Here is a 16,994-nt window from a genome sequence, read left to right as displayed (position 1 = left end):
TATACACCCGTTTATTTTTTTAGCAAAAATTTATTGTTTTTTAACAAAAATCAAACATTTTTTGTGTACACTTAGAGTAGATATTGTGTATGGAAGGGGAAGAGGACATGATTAAATTATTTGTAAGTGATTTAGACGACACGCTCGTTTACAATGTAAATCATATGCAAAAAGAAGATGAACGTGCAATTTGTTGGTTAGCTGAAAAAGGGACAAATATTTGTTTTGCCTCAGGCCGCTTTACTCATCGAATTGATGAAGTCGTAAATAGGTTTGAATTCCCATATTACACAACTGGCTTAAATGGAGCGACAATGTTACTTCCGGATGGGAATTTGTTTTATGAATCGAGTTTTGAAAATACGGTTGCCCAGGAAATATATCGATATATACATAAAAAAGGACTAGCGGATATTGTTTGTGCAAATGAGCAGCGATATACAAAAAGGAAGAATGAACATCACCATAATTTTGAAGCGTATATGGGCGTGCATATCGCTGAAATTGAAGCGTTAGAAGAGGAATTTGGTAAAACTGTACATCCTGCGAAATTGTTTGTTTTTGGGGAAGAAGAGACAATTGAAGCATTAGATCAAGAATTACGAGATACATTTCAGAATGAAGCGGAAGTTTTTATGTCTGGTAAACGCTATGTTGACATTATGCCAAGGGGAGTAAGTAAAGGGAGTGCTTTAAGACGACTAATGGAACATTTGCAAATTGAAGCAAATGAAGTTGCATGTATTGGAGATTCTTTCAATGATATTTCTATGTTTGAAGTAACCCCGCATTCATTTACTCTGCACCATGCTCATCCATATGTGAAGGAGAAAGCGAATCATATTGTTCGTTCGGTTGAAGAAGCTATTATGAAATTGCCGTTACTTGTATAAAAAAGAAGCTCGCTACTAGCGAGCTTCTTTTTACTTGAATAACGATTTAACAAAATCAATGATACTTGAGAAGAAATCTTTCACTTTATCTAGGAAACTTTGCCCTTCTTCAGATCCTAAAAAGGCAGAAACGTGTTCTTTTGCTTTATTTAACTGACTGCCAACTTGATTCCAATCAATGTTAAGATTTTTCATTTTATCAAATAGAGCAACTAAGTTATCTAACTGTTCATCCGTTAATGTAATACCAAGTTGATCCGCAATTTTTTTAATTAATGAACGTAAATCTTCAGTCGTTTTTGGCTGCTCTTTCGCAATTTCTTCTTTAATTTTCGCAACAAGTTGAACTGCTTTTTCTTCACCAATTTTATCGCCAAGCTGGGATGTTTGCACCATTTCTTCATTGGCTACTTTTTTTACTTCCTCAGGAATTGCTTTGTTTGATGTTGTCTCATAGGCTTTCATTAAACCAGTTAAAGCAGCAGTTCCAGAAACTTTAAATGGTGCAGTAATTTGAATTTCTGCATCTTTCACACCTGCTGTAATAAGTGCGTTTGTGTACATTGCATCTGTTATTGAATTAATGTTTTTTGAACGTACAATGAGACCAGAACCTGGCTTTGTGTATGTGATCATAGAAGAGGAAATTGCTCTCGTACCAATTTGCGCTTTTGGAACAATCCCTTCTAGAAATTTATGTTCTTCCGCATTAGACACAGTAATAATTGTAGCATCTTTTGGTGCTTTCATTTCTTTTAACAGATCTTGTTTTTGTTGTTCAGACAAGTTTTCTCCTAGTGTAACAATTGATTCTCCTTCGATGATGTCTGCAAACGAAGCTGTTGGCATAATAAATACTGCTACAGCTAATAGCAGAGCTAGTAATTTCGTTTTCACGAAAAATCGCTCCCTTTCTCTTTCTAAAATTTTCGGGCAACACAGTTATTATAGTATATATTTCTTATTTGTCACCTAGCTTTTTCCACATTTCAAAAAAGAAGTATGTAGATTGTCGGATTCTTTTTGTTTCTAGTCATGAATGTGGTAATATAGTGCTGAGATAGTTGAAAGGAGACATATACGTATGAAAACTTTAGGATACATAGTAATGGAAAATGGTGAAAAAATCGATTTGGAATTTTTCCCAGAAGAGGCACCAAAAACAGTAGAAAACTTTAAAAAACTAGCAGAGCAAGGATTTTATGATGGTGTGACATTCCACCGCGTTATTCCTGGCTTCGTAAGCCAAGGTGGAGACCCAACAGGAACAGGTGCGGGTGGCCCAGGTTACTCTATCCCATGTGAAACTGATGGAAATCCTCATAGACACCTTGTAGGATCACTTTCTATGGCTCATGCTGGCCGTAACACAGGCGGTAGCCAATTCTTTATCGTTCATGAGCCACAGCCACACTTAGATGGTGTACATACTGTATTCGGTAAAGTAACAAGCGGTATTGAAACAGTATTAAACATGCGTCAAGGTGATGTAATGAAAGAAGTTAAAGTTTGGGAAGAATAAGTGAATGAGAAAAGAGAGCTATTGCTCTCTTTTTTTAATAGGAATGGGTATTTCGTTTACGGTACATGATACAAGTAGTAATGTGATTGTAGTGAAAATAAGTCGCTTATGAGAACAAAATATTAACAAATTACATAGAATACATTAGATTACACATTTCAATAAAAGTTGTTTATTACATTCATTTTGCTAGAATTCATCTGCTCTAAGGTGATGAATAGTGAAGTGATAATGAGCGGTGGATGTTTCTTTTCACTTTCATATAACAGTGTTTCTTCTTTTATCTACTTAACAAAAATAGTAATGAAATGTATATTTGACTTTCTTCTTTTCGCTTTGTATGATTATCAAGTTGTTTTAAGCTCTTCTCACTCTGTTGAAAATATTGTAAAATGAATGTGATATGAAAAGAGTGATTGAGGGGATTTAATAGTTTGTAACTTTTGTAAGAAGGGATAAGGGTTATGTTAATTCGTTTTAAAAAAAGTTATGAAAAGATTGCAATGGGGCTTCTTTCATTTATGCCAACTGAAAAAGATGTGAAAACATTACAATTGACTATGAAAGATTATGAAGCAAAGGATGATTGGCAATTGTATTTGTGGAAACAAAACGAAGATTTTGTTGGGATAATGGGGATTGTAAAAAAAGAGAATCAAGTTTTGGAAATTCAGCATTTGAGTGTGAATCCATCTCACCGTCATATGGGTATTGGGACGAAGATGGTTCAAGAGCTAAAGAGTAAATTTCTTGAATTTACAATTTGCGGAAATGAGCAAACAGCAAGTTTTTGCAAAAAGTGTAAAGGGCTTGAACAAAATATACATTCGTGAAAGCAGAGATAAGTAGTTTATTATCTCTGCTTTCTTTTTTGTAATTGTTCGTTTCGTTCAGCGATGACTTCTGTTCGATCACGTAATGTGTGCTTATGTATTATAAATTCATTAGAAGTAGCATTCACGTCTTTCCAAGGAAGGTTTTGTTTCTGACATAATTCTATGCAGTACTTTTCTAATGTTGTATCCGACAATGGTAAAAATAACGGTGTAAAACTTTCTTTTTTCTGGATAGATTGCAATTTATCTTTGAGTAAGAACAGAAGTTGTGCCTCATTTATTCCTAAACGAAGTAAATGTGCACTGTTTTTTTCTAAAATCGTTATGGCGCTTTTCATCATCTTCTCTGCGCCATTCCAGTTAGAGCGTCTGTGATGGTATAAAGAAACTGCAATTTGAATGAGGCCGACTAAATAATGATCCCGATTTCCTCTCGGTTTTGTTTTCCAATATTCTTCCAGTATTTCGTGGCATTCAAAATAATCATAATCTCCGTGAAAATGAATTAAAAACTGTATGTATTCCGTAGGATACATTTTCTTCGCCCCTATCTAACGGTTATAAGTATAAGTTTATCATAGAAATATGAACAATAAACGACTAGGGAATTTCTCCCTAGTCGTTATTGTTCATATTAGCAGAAGCAAGCTGCCCCTACAATAATGAGTAAAATAAACAATACAACAAGTAATGCGAACCCACCGCTAAAACCACAATCAACGTGACCCATAGTTTTTTGACCTCCTACATTGTTCTTACTACACTGTTATCATATGAAGTGGTGGGCATGATGCCATAGGTATAGGTCTATTTTTAATTAAATTTCTTAAAAAGGTTGGATAGAACATGAGTATGCTCTATACTTATGTTGTTATAGAAAAAATGTGGTGGGATGCTTTGTGCAGTATAATTTTAAAGTAGAGGCTTTTGAAGGGCCTTTAGATTTATTGTTACATTTAATACATCGTTATGAAATTGATATATATAATATTCCTGTAGCGGAAATTACAGAGCAATATTTATCTTATGTTCATACGATGAAAGAACTACAATTAGATGTTGCAAGTGAGTATTTAGTAATGGCTGCAACGTTATTACAAATTAAAAGTAAAATGTTGTTGCCGAAACATGAAGAAGATGTACTTGATAACGGTGATGACTTTATAGATGATCCTCGTCAAGAATTGATGGAGAGGTTAATTGAATATAAGAAATATAAGCAAGTTGCTACTGAACTAAAAGAAAGAGAACAAGAAAGAGCACAGCTATATACACGTCCGCCAATTGATTTTACATCGTTGCAACAAGAAGAGGAGACAAGCTTGCCTCTTGATGTTACGTTATATGATATGCTAGCGGCATTTCAAAAATTAATGCGCCGTAAAAAAGCAAAGAAACCTGTGACAACACGTATTACTCGTCAAGAAATACCAATTGAACAGCGTATGACGGATATTTTAAAGCTGTTAGAAATACAAGGTGGTCGTCAAAGTTTTTATGATTTGTTTGTTGATGATGAACGGGAAATAATGGTTGTAACATTTTTAGCGGTTCTTGAGCTTATGAAAAATCAACAAATCGTAATTGAACAAGAACATAATTTTGATGAAATTTTCGTATCAAGCTATACTAAATCTGCATAGAGTTAGTATGGAAAATGGGATAGAAATAGTATATCTCATGCTAGGTTTGAATGTATCGTTTGGAACAAGAGAAAAAATATTGAACCGAACGCATTGATTGTGATTCGGTTTTTTGATGTGTATTTTTATGGAGAAAATAGGAGGAAGGAGCTCGTAAGATGGATAGAACAGAACAGAAATCAATCATTGAAGGGCTTTTATTTGTTTCTGGTGATGAAGGGATTTCTCCTGAACAAATAGCAAAAGTCCTTGAAATTGAAGGAAACGAAGTAATCGATATTTTAGAAGAAATGCAAAAAGAATGTGAAGGTGCACACCGAGGTTTGCAAATTGTACAGTATGCAAAAGTATATCGTTTTGCTACAAAGAAAGAACATGCGTCGTACTATCAAAAACTAATAGATATCCCAACAGCTGCTTCACTCTCTCAGGCTGCGCTAGAAACGTTAGCAATTGTTGCATATCGTCAACCCATTACAAGAACAGAAATGGAAGAGATTAGAGGAGTAAAAACCGATAAGGCGTTACAAACGTTAGTATCACACTTACTTATAAAAGAAATGGGAAGAGCAGAAGGACCTGGGCGTCCGATTTTATATGGAACGACGAAAGAATTTTTAGACACATTTGGATTAAAAACATTAGATGATTTACCTCCGCTTTCTGAAGAAAACGAACAAATGAATGAAGCGGATTTATTCTTTGGTTCTTTACAAGAGATATCGAAATAAAAGCTTAGCATTTTGCTAAGCTTTTTTTGTATATCAATTATATACCGTGCCATACTAATTGAAAAAAGGAGACGAGTTATGAGAGGTATACGAAGTATTTTATTATTAGTTTCTGTTTTGTTATGCTTTTCTTTAAATAGTGCATCGGCAAAAAGGTATATGATGTCTATTCATACCGCGTCTCCTTTACATATGCAGCGGCAACATTTTGGTAAAATGAAAGTGAGTTTCTTAAAAGTTGGGCAAGGTGATGCAACACTTATTATATTGCCAAATGGACAAACGATGTTAATTGATGGAGGACCTTATGAAGCTGGTGAGGTTATCATCCAAAAGCTAATTGAAAAAGGAATTAACCATTTAGATGCTATCGTCAGTACTCATCCTGATATGGATCATATTGGAGGGCTCATTCCGATTGTAGAGCAAATGCCGGTATCACTTATATTAGATAGTGGAAAAACATATAGTTCTCTCACTTATCATACGTATCGAAATCATATAAAGAAAAGGGGAATCCCTTTCATTTCAGTAAAAGAGGGCCAATACATACCGCTAGATCCGCATGTTTCCATACAAGTATTAAACAATGGGAAGTCCAAAGATAAAAATAATGAATCTTCAATTGTATTAAAGGTTCGGTATGGTAAGGCAGATTTTTTACTAATGGGTGATGCTGATGTGCGGACGGAAACTGAAATATTAAAGCGATTTGATGTACATGCAGATGTGCTAAAGGTGGGACATCATGGCTCATATACTTCAACAAGTGAAAGGTTTATAAAGAAGGTAGAACCACAGTTCGCGATTCTTTCTTATGGTAGCAAAAATCCGTATGGGCATCCGCATCAAAGTGTAGTGAGACGATTAAAACGGCGTGGTATAATGATGTATGGAACAAATAGACGTACGGTAGAAATAGAAACAGACGGCGAACATATTACAATAGGGTCTAGCGGATTAATGCCATTACTTAAGTGATTCATACGTTAGATGATATAGTTCCTTTTTGGAAAAAATGAATAACATATATTATAATTGCGAGAGACGTACTAAGCTTCCTTTTTGTTAAGCAAAGAGGAAATTTCATTATAATGTATAGACAACTACTCGTGCATATATTAAGATGGAATTAGGCGAATAAGGTAATAATAACAAGTAGGTATTTCATGGGAAAGGATCGATGAAAATGAAAACGCAAGTTGTCATCAATGCCAAAATTTATACAGGTCAAGAAGTAGTAGACAACGGATTTATTCGTTACGCAGAAACAATTAAAGAAATTGGTTTGATGGCTCAATATGTATCACAAGAAAATGAAACTGTTTTAGATGCGGCAGGGAAAATTGTGATTCCAGGTATGATTGATGTTCATATTCATGGTGGATACGATATTGATGCGATGGATGCAAATAGCGATGGGTTAGTAACTCTAGGGAAAGAAATGTTAAAAGAAGGAGTTACAACTTACTTCCCAACAACAATGACACAAGCTCCAGAAGCAATTGAAGCAGCACTACATGCTGCGAAGGAAGCGAAAGAAAAAGGAGCGCATTTCGAATATATTCACTTAGAAGGACCGTATGTTTCAAAAAAACGTGCAGGTGCACAACCACTTGAACATATTGTTCCTGCGAATATTGAACAATTTAAACAATGGCAGGAAGCAAGCGGAAATTTAATTAAATTAGTAACATACGCACCTGAAGAAGAAGGAGCGTTAGAGTTTGAGCAGTATCTTGCTGAAACTGGTGTTGTCGGCACAATGGGGCATACAGATGCAATTGATGCGCAACTAAAAAATAGAAACATTACACATGCAACGCATTTATACAATCAAATGCGTGGATTACATCACCGTGAACCAGGAGTTGTTGGTCATGTGTTATTAAATCCAGATGTAATGGTTGAAGTAATTACAGATGGTATTCACATTCACCCAGATATGGTGAAATTAGCATATAAATTAAAAGGACCGAAAAAAGTAAGTGTTATTACTGACGCAATGCGTGCAAAAGGTCTTGAAGATGGATTATATGAGCTTGGCGGACAGCCAGTACATGTAAAAGATGGTAGTGCTCGATTAGAAGATGGAACGTTAGCTGGTAGTATTCTAAAAATGGATCAAGCTTTCCGAAATGTAATTGAATTTACAGGTTGTTCAATCGAAGATGCAGTACTAATGACATCAGTGAACCAAGCAGAAGAGTTTGGATTAAATAATAAAGGTGCATTAGCGGTAGGAAAAGATGCAGACTTTGTTGTGATGAATGAAGATTTACATGTATATGATACGGTTCGTTTAGGAATTCATATGAAGGAAGGGAAGTAATGAAATGAATATTCTTGTTGTAAAAACTCCAGAAGAACTAGCAGAAGCAGGTTATAAATTAATTGAAGAAGTTGTAAAAACAAAAGAAAATCCAACATTAGGAATGGCTACAGGAAGCTCTCCATTAGGTATTTATGCAGAAATGCGAAAAAATAAACTTGATACAAGCCGTGTAACCACTGTAAACTTAGATGAGTACGTAAATTTACCACATGAAGATAAAAACAGCTATCACTATTTCATGCAAGAACAGTTGTTTGATCATCTTCCATTTAAACAAACTTATGTACCAAACGGGATGGCAAGTGATTTAGAGGAAGAGTGCAAACGTTACGAGGGCATTCTAGCTGCTAACCCAGTTGACCTACAGATTCTTGGAATCGGTGAAAACGGTCACATCGGATTTAACGAACCAGGAACACCGTTTAATTCTCCAACAAACATTGTTGAATTAACAGAATCTACACGCCAAGCAAACCTTCGCTTCTTCGAAAAAGAAGAAGATGTGCCAACTCATGCAATTACAATGGGAATTGGAAGCATTATGAAAGCGAAACAAATTCTACTTGTTGCTATGGGTTCTAAAAAGGCAGAAGCTGTTAAAGAATTATTGCAAGGTGCATATAGTGAAGCGTGTCCTGCTACAGTTTTACAACGTCATCCGAATGTAACCGTAATCGCTGATCAAGAAGCTCTATCTTTATGCAGTGAGGCGATTGCTGATGAACATCGACAAGTATTCACCATTTCCGATCTATTATCAGATTCAAGAGTGGGTGAAACAGCTAATTGAGGACGGCGAATGGAAGCCGGGAGATAAAATCCCATCTGAGAATGAACTTTGCGATAAGTTCGAAGTGAGTCGTATGACAATCAGACAGGCGATTAATAATTTAGTGGAACAAGGTTATTTATATCGGAAACGTGGAATCGGTACGTTTGTCCAACTTCCGAAAGTGGAACAAAAACTGCAAGGAATGACAGGATTCACGGAAGATATGATTTCTCGTGGGATGAACCCAAGTAGTCAATTATTAAGTTTCCGCCTAGTTCCAGCTACTGTGAAAATAGCAGACCGGCTGAGAATACAGGAGGGAGAGTCGGTTTATGAAGTGAGGCGTATTCGCTTAGCTGACGATGAACCGATTGCTTTTGAGACGACATATTTGTCGCCAGCTCTTGTAAAAGATATTAACGAAGAAATATTGCAACAATCTTTATATGAACATTTAGAGAAAAAACTGGGCTTCAAACTTGTTAGCGCTACTCAATCAATTGAAGCTTCAATTGCAACGGATAATGAAGCGGAACATCTGCATATTCCTAAAAAGGCGCCAGTGCTTGTCATGCGTCAATGGTCATATTCAGAAGGTGAAGTACCGTTAGAGTATGTGAAATGTATTTATCGTGGAGATCGTTATAAGTTTATTACAAACATCGCACGTAACAAATAATATATTTCAGTTTGTGAAGTACAGTAAATGTCAAATTGTTTAACATGTAAAGAAAAAATACGACTCATCCTTACAAGGAGTGAGTCGTATTTTTATTATGAGCAATTACGTGGTTAACAGCTTCTTTAACTGTATTTACTACATAGTGAGCGTGTTCTTTTACTGCGTCATCTGCTTGAGCCATAGCAAAACTGTGAGGAGTTAGAGCAAACATTGGAATATCATTATAAGAATCCCCTATGCAAGCAACTTCCTCTGGTTGTAATTGAAACTCTTTTAATAAAACAGAAATAGCAGAACCTTTACTAATATTAGGTGGCATTACATCTAAGCATTGTTCTGCTGAAATGAACGTACTAACTTTTCCATGAAATTTTTCATCAATTTTTTTCTGAAGGAGTTGTAAGCTCTCCTTTGTGCCACCGACAGAAATTTTATTCGGGAAAATTGTATCATCTATTTTCTGTAATAAATTTGGTTCTTCGACAGAAGTCATCGTTACTTGTTGCTCAAGTTCGTGAATAAACGGTGTTTTTTCTTCAATGTAGTAATTATGTTCATCACTAACATAACGGAAATAAGGATCTTCATTCGTCATGTGTAACAATTCAGGAAGAATGCTGGAATCAAAAGTTGCAGATAATAGCTGCTTATTTTCATTTGTATATACAAAAACACCATTAACACTAATGCGGTGGAAATTTGTATTTACAGCTTTCATTAAGTCTGCAATTTCATTATCAAGTCGGCCAGAAGCGAAACAAAGAATCACATTTTGTTCAGCAAGACTACGAAGTGCTACAATATCCTGTTCGTCAATTAAACCTCCGTGTTGCATCATTGTACCGTCGATATCACTTACAAACATTTTAATCATGTTGTTATCTCCTTTCTATGTACAGTTGCTCTTACATTATACGCATCATATATAAACATGTCTAAAAAATGAATTTTTATGAAATGGTAGATGTTTTACATTGACGACAAAGAAGAATATTCTGTAACATAAAAGCAGGCTATTTAAGTACGAGGGTGGTGTTATATGAGTAATTATCTAGAAATTAAAAAAGTTTTAAATAATAATGTCATCATTGCTAGCCATCCTGAACATGAGGAAGTAGTAGTGATTGGTAAAGGAATTGGATTTGGGAAAAAAGCGAAAGATGTATTGGAGCAAGAACAAATTGAAAAAATGTTTGTTCTAAAAAATGAACGTGATCGTGAACAATACAAACTGCTAGTTCCACATGTGAGTGAAAAATTAATTGAATTAATGAATGATATTATGTTCTATATTCAAGAAAAAGCAAAATCCCCATTGAATGAACATATTCATATCGCTTTAACAGATCATATTTCTTTTGCAATTAAGCGTTTAAAACAAGGGTTTACAATTGATAATCCTTTTTTAGTTGAAACGAAAATGCTCTATCCAGAGGAATATAAAATTGCTGAAGGTGTTGTAAACCTTTTAAATTCTCGTTTGCAAATTACATTGCCAGAAGGAGAAATCGGGTTTATTGCACTGCATATTTACAGTTCACTTACAAATTCAGATTTATCTTCAGTTAATCAAAACTCCCGTCTCATCGCACAGCTTGTATCTTTAATTGAGACGAACTTACAAATTACATTAGACCAAGAAAGTATTCACTATTTACGCCTTATTCGTCATCTTCAATATGCTATTGAGAGGGTGAAAAAAGGAGAAAAAGTAGAGGAATCGCAAAGTTTTGCTGATTTATTAAAGGCGGAATATCCTGTCTGTTATAATTTAGCTTGGAAGCTAGTTAAGGTTATGCAAAAAGAATTGCAACTTCCTGTTTATGAAGCAGAGAGTATATATTTAACGATGCACCTGCAGCGCTTAGTGAAGGCAGAGCATGTGTAAAATGACATATATTTTTGTCGAAAATGAAAACGTTAAAAAAAATCATTGAATCGCTTACAATAGTTATGTATAATAACTATTGCAAAGTTATACAAATTTCGACAAACACATTAAGGTATAAAACGAAAACGTTTGCCTTAATTATAGTGAACTTATACGTAAACCTATTTTTGACACGTGTTACTGATTCGATCAGGCATGAGTGGAGAAAAGTAAGGAATGTAAGCTAGAGAAAGGGATATACTACCCTTTGTATAGCTATCGTTCTATCTTTTTTTCCTCATGCCTTTTTGGCGTTTGTCGGAAGGTATCAATATAGATAAGAGAGGAAGGGTTTCCATGTTTAAGAAGATCTTTGGTGTTCTTCAAAAAGTCGGAAAAGCGCTTATGCTTCCAGTAGCGATTTTACCGGCAGCAGGTATTTTACTTGGATTTGGTAATGCATTTCAAAATCCACAGTTAACAAATGTTATTCCTGCTTTAAAAGCAGATTGGTTCGTAATGGTAGCAAAAATTATGGAACAATCTGGTGATATTATTTTCGCTAACCTTGCATTACTATTCGCAGTTGGGGTAGCAATTGGCTTAGCTGGTGGAGACGGAGTAGCTGGTTTAGCAGCATTCGTTGGCTACTTAATTATGAACAAAACGATGAGTGTGTTCTTAGAAGTAGATAAGCTAGTGAAAGTAACAAGTTCTGGAGCAGACCCAGTAAAAGTTGGATTTGCAGATCCAGCGTATGCAAACGTATTAGGAATTCCAACGCTACAAACTGGAGTGTTTGGTGGTATTATCGTCGGGATAGTAGCGGCATATTGCTATAATAAATACTTCAACATTGAATTACCATCATACTTAGGTTTCTTTGCAGGTAAGCGTTTCGTACCGATCGCAACTGCAACATTCTCTTTAATAGTAGGTATTATCATGTGCTTCGTTTGGCCATACATTCAAGGTGGCTTAAACACGTTCTCACATCAAATGATTGATGCAAATAGAACGTTAGCAGCATTTATTTTCGGTTTAATTGAACGTTCACTAATTCCATTTGGATTACATCACATTTTCTATTCACCGTTCTGGTTCGAATTCGGTCAGTATACAAATGCGGCTGGCGAATTAATTCGTGGTGACCAAAAAATCTTTATGGCACAGTTAAAAGACGGTGTAGAATTAACAGCAGGTACATTTACAACTGGTAAGTATCCGTTCATGATGTTCGGTCTTCCAGCGGCAGCTTTAGCAATGTACCATGAAGCACGTCCAGAAAATAAAAAATTAGCAGCTGGTATTTTAGGTTCTGCTGCATTAACATCTTTCTTAACAGGTATTACAGAGCCACTTGAATTTTCATTCTTATTCGTAGCACCAGTATTATTCGGAATTCACGCTGTATTCGCTGGTCTATCATTTATGACAATGCAAATTTTAGGTGTTAAAATTGGTATGACATTCTCTGGTGGTTTAATCGACTTCCTATTATTCGGTGTACTACCAGGCCGTACGGCATGGTGGTGGGTAATTATTGTTGGTCTTGTACTAGCGGTTATTTACTACTTCGGATTCCGATTTGCAATCCGTAAATGGGATTTAAAAACACCTGGCCGTGAAGTTGCAAATGCGAATGAAGGTGCAGGAAAAGCAGAAGCTGGTGAACTTCCTCGTGAAGTATTAGTAGCACTTGGTGGTAAAGAAAACATTGCTTCTTTAGACGCTTGTATTACTCGTTTACGTGTTCAAGTTAACGAACAAAAGAATGTAAATAAAGATCGCTTGAAAGAACTTGGAGCAGCTGGTGTACTTGAAGTTGGAAATAACATTCAAGCTATTTTTGGACCGAAATCTGACACATTAAAATCACAAATTCATGATATTATGTCAGGTCGTACACCTCATGTTGAAAAAGCAGAGCCTGTAAAAGTAGAAGAAGCTCCTCAAAAAGTTGATGAAAACGAAACAATCGTTTCACCAATTGAAGGGAAGATCCTACCTATTACAGAAGTGCCGGATCAAGTATTCTCAGGAAAAATGATGGGAGATGGATTTGCAATTGAGCCAACAGAAGGAACAGTAGTTTCTCCAGTTAATGGTGAAATTGTCAACGTATTCCCTACAAAGCATGCAATTGGTATTCAATCTGAAGGTGGAAAAGAAATTTTAATCCACTTCGGTATTGATACTGTAAAATTAAATGGTGAAGGTTTTGAAGCACTTGTAGCGCAAGGTGACAAAGTGAAACAAGGACAACCATTATTAAAAGTAGATCTTGCATTTGTAAAAGAAAATGCACCATCTATCATTACACCAATTGTATTTACGAATTTACAGCAAGGGCAGCAAGTCGAATTGAAAAAAGATGGAAATGTTAAGAAGGGCGAAAACGCTATTATTGACATTCAGTAGGAATTTGACGCAAAATGTTTATAATTATAATAGGTGATGTGGTTGACCGAACATCGCCTATTATATACAATAGATGATGTAGTACTCACGTCTATACAACTAAAAAATACTGTAATTTAAAGGAGATAAATTATCATGGAAAAAATCTTTAAAGTAACTAGCGACTCAGGAATTCATGCTCGTCCAGCAACTCTACTTGTAAACACTGCAAGCAAATTTGGTTCTGACATTAACTTAGAGTATAACGGAAAGAACGTTAACTTAAAATCAATCATGGGCGTTATGTCTTTAGGTATTCAACAAGGCGCGGAAATTAAAATCACTGCAAATGGTGATGATGCAGCTCAAGCACTAGCAGCTATCGAAGAAACTATGAAAAACGAAGGATTAGGAGAATAATGACTCTTAACATTCAAGGGATCGCTGCATCAAGTGGGATTGCTATTGCAAAGGCTTTCAGACTTGAAAATCCTGAATTTAACATCGAAAAGAAATCAATTACAAACGAAGCTGCAGAAATTGCACGCTTAGAAGCTGCGCTTGAGAAAGCAAAAACTGAATTAGAAGCTATTAAAGACCACGCTTTTGCTGAGCTAGGTGCTGACAAAGCTGCGATCTTTGAAGCACATTTATTAGTGTTAAATGATCCAGAACTAGTAAACCCAGTAAAAGATAAAGTAAATAGTGAAAAAGTAAATGCTGAATTTGCAATGGATGAAGTTGCATCAATGTTTATTTCTATGTTTGAAAACATGGATAACGAATATATGAAAGAACGTGCTGCGGACATTCGTGACGTAACAAAACGTGTTCTTGCACATTTACTAGGCATTAACTTCTCAAATCCTGGTACAATTTCTGAAGAAGTAATCATTATTGCTGAAGATTTAACACCATCTGATACAGCTCAGTTAAACCGTAAGTATGCAAAAGGTTTTACAACTGATATCGGTGGACGTACATCTCACTCTGCAATTATGGCTCGCTCTATGGAAATTCCAGCTGTTGTTGGTACGAAAGTTGTTATGGAGAAAATCCAAAACGGCGATATCGTAATCATCGATGGTTTAGATGGAGAAGTAATTGTTAATCCATCAGAAGAAACTCTTCGCTCGTTTGAAGAAAAGAAAGCGAAATTTGAAGAGCAAAAAGCTGAATGGGCAAAATTAAAAGATCAAGCTACTGTAACAAGTGATGGACATCACGTTGAGCTTGTTGCAAATATCGGAACACCAAATGATGTACAAGGTATTATCGATAATGGCGGAGAAGGCGTTGGTTTATACCGTACAGAATTCTTATACATGGGCCGTGACAATCTTCCAACAGAAGAAGAGCAGTTCGAAGCGTATAAAGCAGTTCTTGAAGGTGTAAAAGAAGGTCAACCTGTTGTTGTTCGTACACTTGACATCGGTGGAGATAAAGAGCTTCCATACTTACATTTACCAAAAGAAATGAACCCATTCTTAGGATACCGTGCAATTCGCTTATGTCTTGATGAGCAAGATGTGTTCCGTACACAACTTCGTGCATTACTTCGTGCTAGCGTATACGGTAACTTAAAAATTATGTTCCCAATGATTGCAACTCTTGATGAGTTCCGTCAAGCGAAAGCGATCTTATTAGAAGAGAAAGCAAAACTTGTAGAAGCGGGTACAACAGTTTCTGATTCTATTGAAGTTGGTATGATGGTTGAAATCCCAGCTTCAGCAGTATTAGCAGATCAACTTGCAAAAGAAGTTGATTTCTTCTCTATCGGAACAAACGACTTAATTCAATACACAATGGCTGCAGACCGTATGAACGAACAAGTATCTTACTTATACCAACCATATAACCCATCTATTTTACGTCTTGTAAAAATGGTTATCGATGCTGCTCATAAAGAAGGCAAATGGGCTGGTATGTGTGGTGAGATGGCGGGAGATTCACTTGCGATCCCATTATTATTAGGATTAGGTTTAGATGAGTTCAGTATGAGTGCAACATCTATTCTTCCTGCAAGAACACAACTAAGCAAGTTGTCAAAAGCAGAAATGGAAACATTAGCAGAAAAAGCATTAATGATGTCAACTGCTGAAGAAGTTGTTGAACTAGTTAAAAGTATATAATCAATAAAAAAACCTGAGTCGATTTGAAATCGGTCTCAGGTTTTTTCTATGAGAAAAGTAAAACTTATTTTCTTACTTTTGAAGATAAGGAACAAAATTAGATAGCGATAGCAACGATATCAGCTGGGCATACACGTAAAATACCAGTAAAAGTATTTCGGTTTTGATTGTGCTTATCGTCTTTATTGTTATCTTTGTTATCTTTGTCATTGTTATTACGAGCTAAAGCAGAGAAAAGAGCAACACCGTTACAGAAACCTTCAAAAATTACATTGTTGAAAGATCCAACACCTTTAACGCTTAATAGAGAAAGCTCTGTTCCAACTGAAATGCTAGCAAGTACGTTACATACAGCTGGTTGTTGTGGTCTAACTACTTCTTTCTCTTTCTCTTTCTCATGATGTCTGCACTCTCTTTCATGATGATGACAGTCTCTAAAGTTATCACAGCATCCAAATGATCCAAACATAATCCTCATCACCCCCTTCACACTTATAATCTATGTAAGTTCGGTAGTGAGTGACTGGACAGAGAGTGGAATTTTTTCTAGGGGAATTTCTCATTTTAAAAGACTAGCTGGGTGTTTATTACGGAATGATGTTTAAAATAGGATAGATATCACAAAAAAGTGTAAAGACCACCGAAATGAATGAAATAGGTAGCCTTTACACTTTTTTGCTTTTATATAAAACGATGATATATACAGGAAGAGCTAACAGTAGCGGTACAATGGATCGTGCAGTATGTTTTTCTGATTCTAATTGGAATGCTTCTTCTTTTGGAAATTGTAAAACTGAAATATTTGCAGCATCGCCAATAAAATATAGAAGCAGTACAGTTACTATGTAACATAAAAGTGCAATAAAGCTTCCGTATGAACTCAATGAAAATCCCTCTCTTGTTATCTATTTGTTATCATTGTATCATAATTGTAACAAAAACACACGGTTATATTTCGATGCTTTAACAAAATTCGACACGAAACGTCATTTATATGTATGTGAATAGCATGAAATTTACTGTTTTTTATGTGTGGATGTCGAATCATACATTTTAGTATTACGGATGTGTGACAGAATAAAAAAGAAACGAAGGTAATGAATAAAATGTACCCTATAGAATAGACACTTAAAAAAAAGTCTATTCTATAGGGTCTTTCTTGTATAATGAGAGAAAAA

Annotated in this window: 20 protein-coding genes; 14 read left to right on the top strand and 6 right to left on the bottom strand. The window is 35.5% G+C overall.

Annotated elements, in window-relative coordinates; all coding sequences use genetic code 11:
* The first annotated feature begins 89 nt into the window (after positions 1-89).
* Complete coding sequence (locus PDQ33_RS17550; protein WP_002022291.1) at positions 90-893, top strand: Cof-type HAD-IIB family hydrolase; 804 nt, start codon at positions 90-92, stop codon at positions 891-893.
* Positions 894-923: 30 nt separating this feature from the next.
* Here the strand turns inward: PDQ33_RS17550 and PDQ33_RS17545 are convergent, their stop codons facing one another.
* Positions 924-1,790, bottom strand: a complete 867-nt coding sequence (locus tag PDQ33_RS17545) for a DUF1002 domain-containing protein (protein WP_000850502.1) — start codon at positions 1,788-1,790, stop codon at positions 924-926.
* 187 nt (positions 1,791-1,977) lie between these two features.
* Here PDQ33_RS17545 and PDQ33_RS17540 point away from each other — a divergent pair, with 187 nt between their 5' ends.
* The 3 genes from PDQ33_RS17540 (at position 1,978) to ribT (ending at position 3,248) form a co-directional block, all read left to right on the top strand.
* Positions 1,978-2,415, top strand: coding sequence for a peptidylprolyl isomerase (locus tag PDQ33_RS17540; protein WP_000853792.1), 438 nt, complete (start codon positions 1,978-1,980; stop codon positions 2,413-2,415).
* A 213-nt stretch (positions 2,416-2,628) separates the two neighbouring features.
* Positions 2,629-2,811: a hypothetical protein gene (locus PDQ33_RS17535; RefSeq protein ID WP_002028396.1), complete on the top strand. Its 183-nt coding sequence runs from the start codon at positions 2,629-2,631 to the stop codon at positions 2,809-2,811.
* 68 nt (positions 2,812-2,879) lie between these two features.
* A complete protein-coding gene (gene ribT / locus PDQ33_RS17530) occupies positions 2,880-3,248 on the top strand; it encodes a GNAT family N-acetyltransferase RibT (protein WP_000908397.1) in 369 nt (122 codons plus the stop codon).
* A gap of 20 nt (positions 3,249-3,268) precedes the next feature.
* On the opposite strand, the gene PDQ33_RS17525 is transcribed toward ribT, so the two are convergent.
* Together PDQ33_RS17525 and PDQ33_RS17520 are read right to left on the bottom strand one after the other, a co-directional pair.
* Positions 3,269-3,787 carry a DUF309 domain-containing protein gene (locus PDQ33_RS17525; protein ID WP_000283586.1) on the bottom strand — a complete coding sequence of 173 codons (519 nt, stop codon included), beginning with the start codon at positions 3,785-3,787 and terminating at the stop codon, positions 3,269-3,271.
* Between the two features lie 98 nt (positions 3,788-3,885).
* Positions 3,886-3,981: a YjcZ family sporulation protein gene (locus PDQ33_RS17520; RefSeq protein WP_000510194.1), complete on the bottom strand. Its 96-nt coding sequence runs from the start codon at positions 3,979-3,981 to the stop codon at positions 3,886-3,888.
* Between the two features lie 169 nt (positions 3,982-4,150).
* On the opposite strand from PDQ33_RS17520, the gene scpA reads away from it, so the two are divergent.
* The 6 genes from scpA to PDQ33_RS17490 all read left to right on the top strand — a co-directional run bounded on the left by scpA (position 4,151) and on the right by PDQ33_RS17490 (position 9,411).
* Positions 4,151-4,894, top strand: coding sequence for a segregation/condensation protein A (scpA, locus tag PDQ33_RS17515; RefSeq protein ID WP_001199760.1), 744 nt, complete (start codon positions 4,151-4,153; stop codon positions 4,892-4,894).
* Between the two features lie 158 nt (positions 4,895-5,052).
* Positions 5,053-5,625 (top strand): segregation/condensation protein ScpB, encoded by a 573-nt coding sequence (gene scpB, locus PDQ33_RS17510; RefSeq protein WP_000376222.1) that lies wholly within the window; start codon positions 5,053-5,055, stop codon positions 5,623-5,625.
* Positions 5,626-5,703: 78 nt separating this feature from the next.
* Positions 5,704-6,606: a ComEC/Rec2 family competence protein gene (locus PDQ33_RS17505; RefSeq protein ID WP_270395027.1), complete on the top strand. Its 903-nt coding sequence runs from the start codon at positions 5,704-5,706 to the stop codon at positions 6,604-6,606.
* Between the two features lie 208 nt (positions 6,607-6,814).
* Positions 6,815-7,957, top strand: a complete 1,143-nt coding sequence (nagA, locus tag PDQ33_RS17500) for an N-acetylglucosamine-6-phosphate deacetylase (protein ID WP_270395033.1) — start codon at positions 6,815-6,817, stop codon at positions 7,955-7,957.
* A gap of 4 nt (positions 7,958-7,961) precedes the next feature.
* On the top strand, positions 7,962-8,750 hold the full coding sequence (nagB, locus tag PDQ33_RS17495; RefSeq protein ID WP_001024206.1) for a glucosamine-6-phosphate deaminase: 789 nt from the start codon (positions 7,962-7,964) through the stop codon (positions 8,748-8,750).
* Entirely contained in the window at positions 8,680-9,411 is a 732-nt protein-coding gene (locus PDQ33_RS17490; protein WP_012644586.1) for a GntR family transcriptional regulator, read from the top strand. Before nagB ends, PDQ33_RS17490 begins: the two co-directional genes overlap by 71 nt.
* A 70-nt stretch (positions 9,412-9,481) precedes the next feature.
* On the opposite strand, the gene PDQ33_RS17485 is transcribed toward PDQ33_RS17490, so the two are convergent.
* On the bottom strand, positions 9,482-10,288 hold the full coding sequence (locus PDQ33_RS17485; RefSeq protein WP_000594236.1) for a Cof-type HAD-IIB family hydrolase: 807 nt from the start codon (positions 10,286-10,288) through the stop codon (positions 9,482-9,484).
* Between the two features lie 165 nt (positions 10,289-10,453).
* Between PDQ33_RS17485 and glcT the strand changes: the two genes are divergently transcribed.
* The 4 genes from glcT to ptsP all read left to right on the top strand — a co-directional run bounded on the left by glcT (position 10,454) and on the right by ptsP (position 15,816).
* Positions 10,454-11,302 carry a glucose PTS transporter transcription antiterminator GlcT gene (gene glcT / locus PDQ33_RS17480; RefSeq protein ID WP_000073863.1) on the top strand — a complete coding sequence of 283 codons (849 nt, stop codon included), beginning with the start codon at positions 10,454-10,456 and terminating at the stop codon, positions 11,300-11,302.
* 339 nt (positions 11,303-11,641) lie between these two features.
* On the top strand, positions 11,642-13,705 hold the full coding sequence (gene ptsG / locus PDQ33_RS17475) for a PTS glucose transporter subunit IIABC (protein WP_000473205.1): 2,064 nt from the start codon (positions 11,642-11,644) through the stop codon (positions 13,703-13,705).
* A gap of 135 nt (positions 13,706-13,840) precedes the next feature.
* Positions 13,841-14,104 carry a phosphocarrier protein HPr gene (gene ptsH / locus PDQ33_RS17470; protein ID WP_000411079.1) on the top strand — a complete coding sequence of 88 codons (264 nt, stop codon included), beginning with the start codon at positions 13,841-13,843 and terminating at the stop codon, positions 14,102-14,104.
* On the top strand, positions 14,104-15,816 hold the full coding sequence (ptsP, locus tag PDQ33_RS17465) for a phosphoenolpyruvate--protein phosphotransferase (RefSeq protein ID WP_270756338.1): 1,713 nt from the start codon (positions 14,104-14,106) through the stop codon (positions 15,814-15,816). Before ptsH ends, ptsP begins: the two co-directional genes overlap by 1 nt.
* Before the next feature lie 97 nt (positions 15,817-15,913).
* Here the strand turns inward: ptsP and PDQ33_RS17460 are convergent, their stop codons facing one another.
* Both PDQ33_RS17460 and PDQ33_RS17455 read right to left on the bottom strand, forming a co-directional pair.
* On the bottom strand, positions 15,914-16,285 hold the full coding sequence (locus tag PDQ33_RS17460; RefSeq protein WP_000468014.1) for a DUF3915 family protein: 372 nt from the start codon (positions 16,283-16,285) through the stop codon (positions 15,914-15,916).
* Between the two features lie 196 nt (positions 16,286-16,481).
* On the bottom strand, positions 16,482-16,700 hold the full coding sequence (locus PDQ33_RS17455) for a hypothetical protein (RefSeq protein WP_000100487.1): 219 nt from the start codon (positions 16,698-16,700) through the stop codon (positions 16,482-16,484).
* Between the last annotated feature and the right edge of the window lie 294 nt (positions 16,701-16,994).

This window comes from Bacillus cereus group sp. Bc031 (genome assembly GCF_027716265.1).
Lineage (GTDB): Bacteria > Bacillota > Bacilli > Bacillales > Bacillaceae_G > Bacillus_A > Bacillus_A paranthracis.
This window is presented reverse-complemented; position numbering and strand designations above follow the sequence as displayed.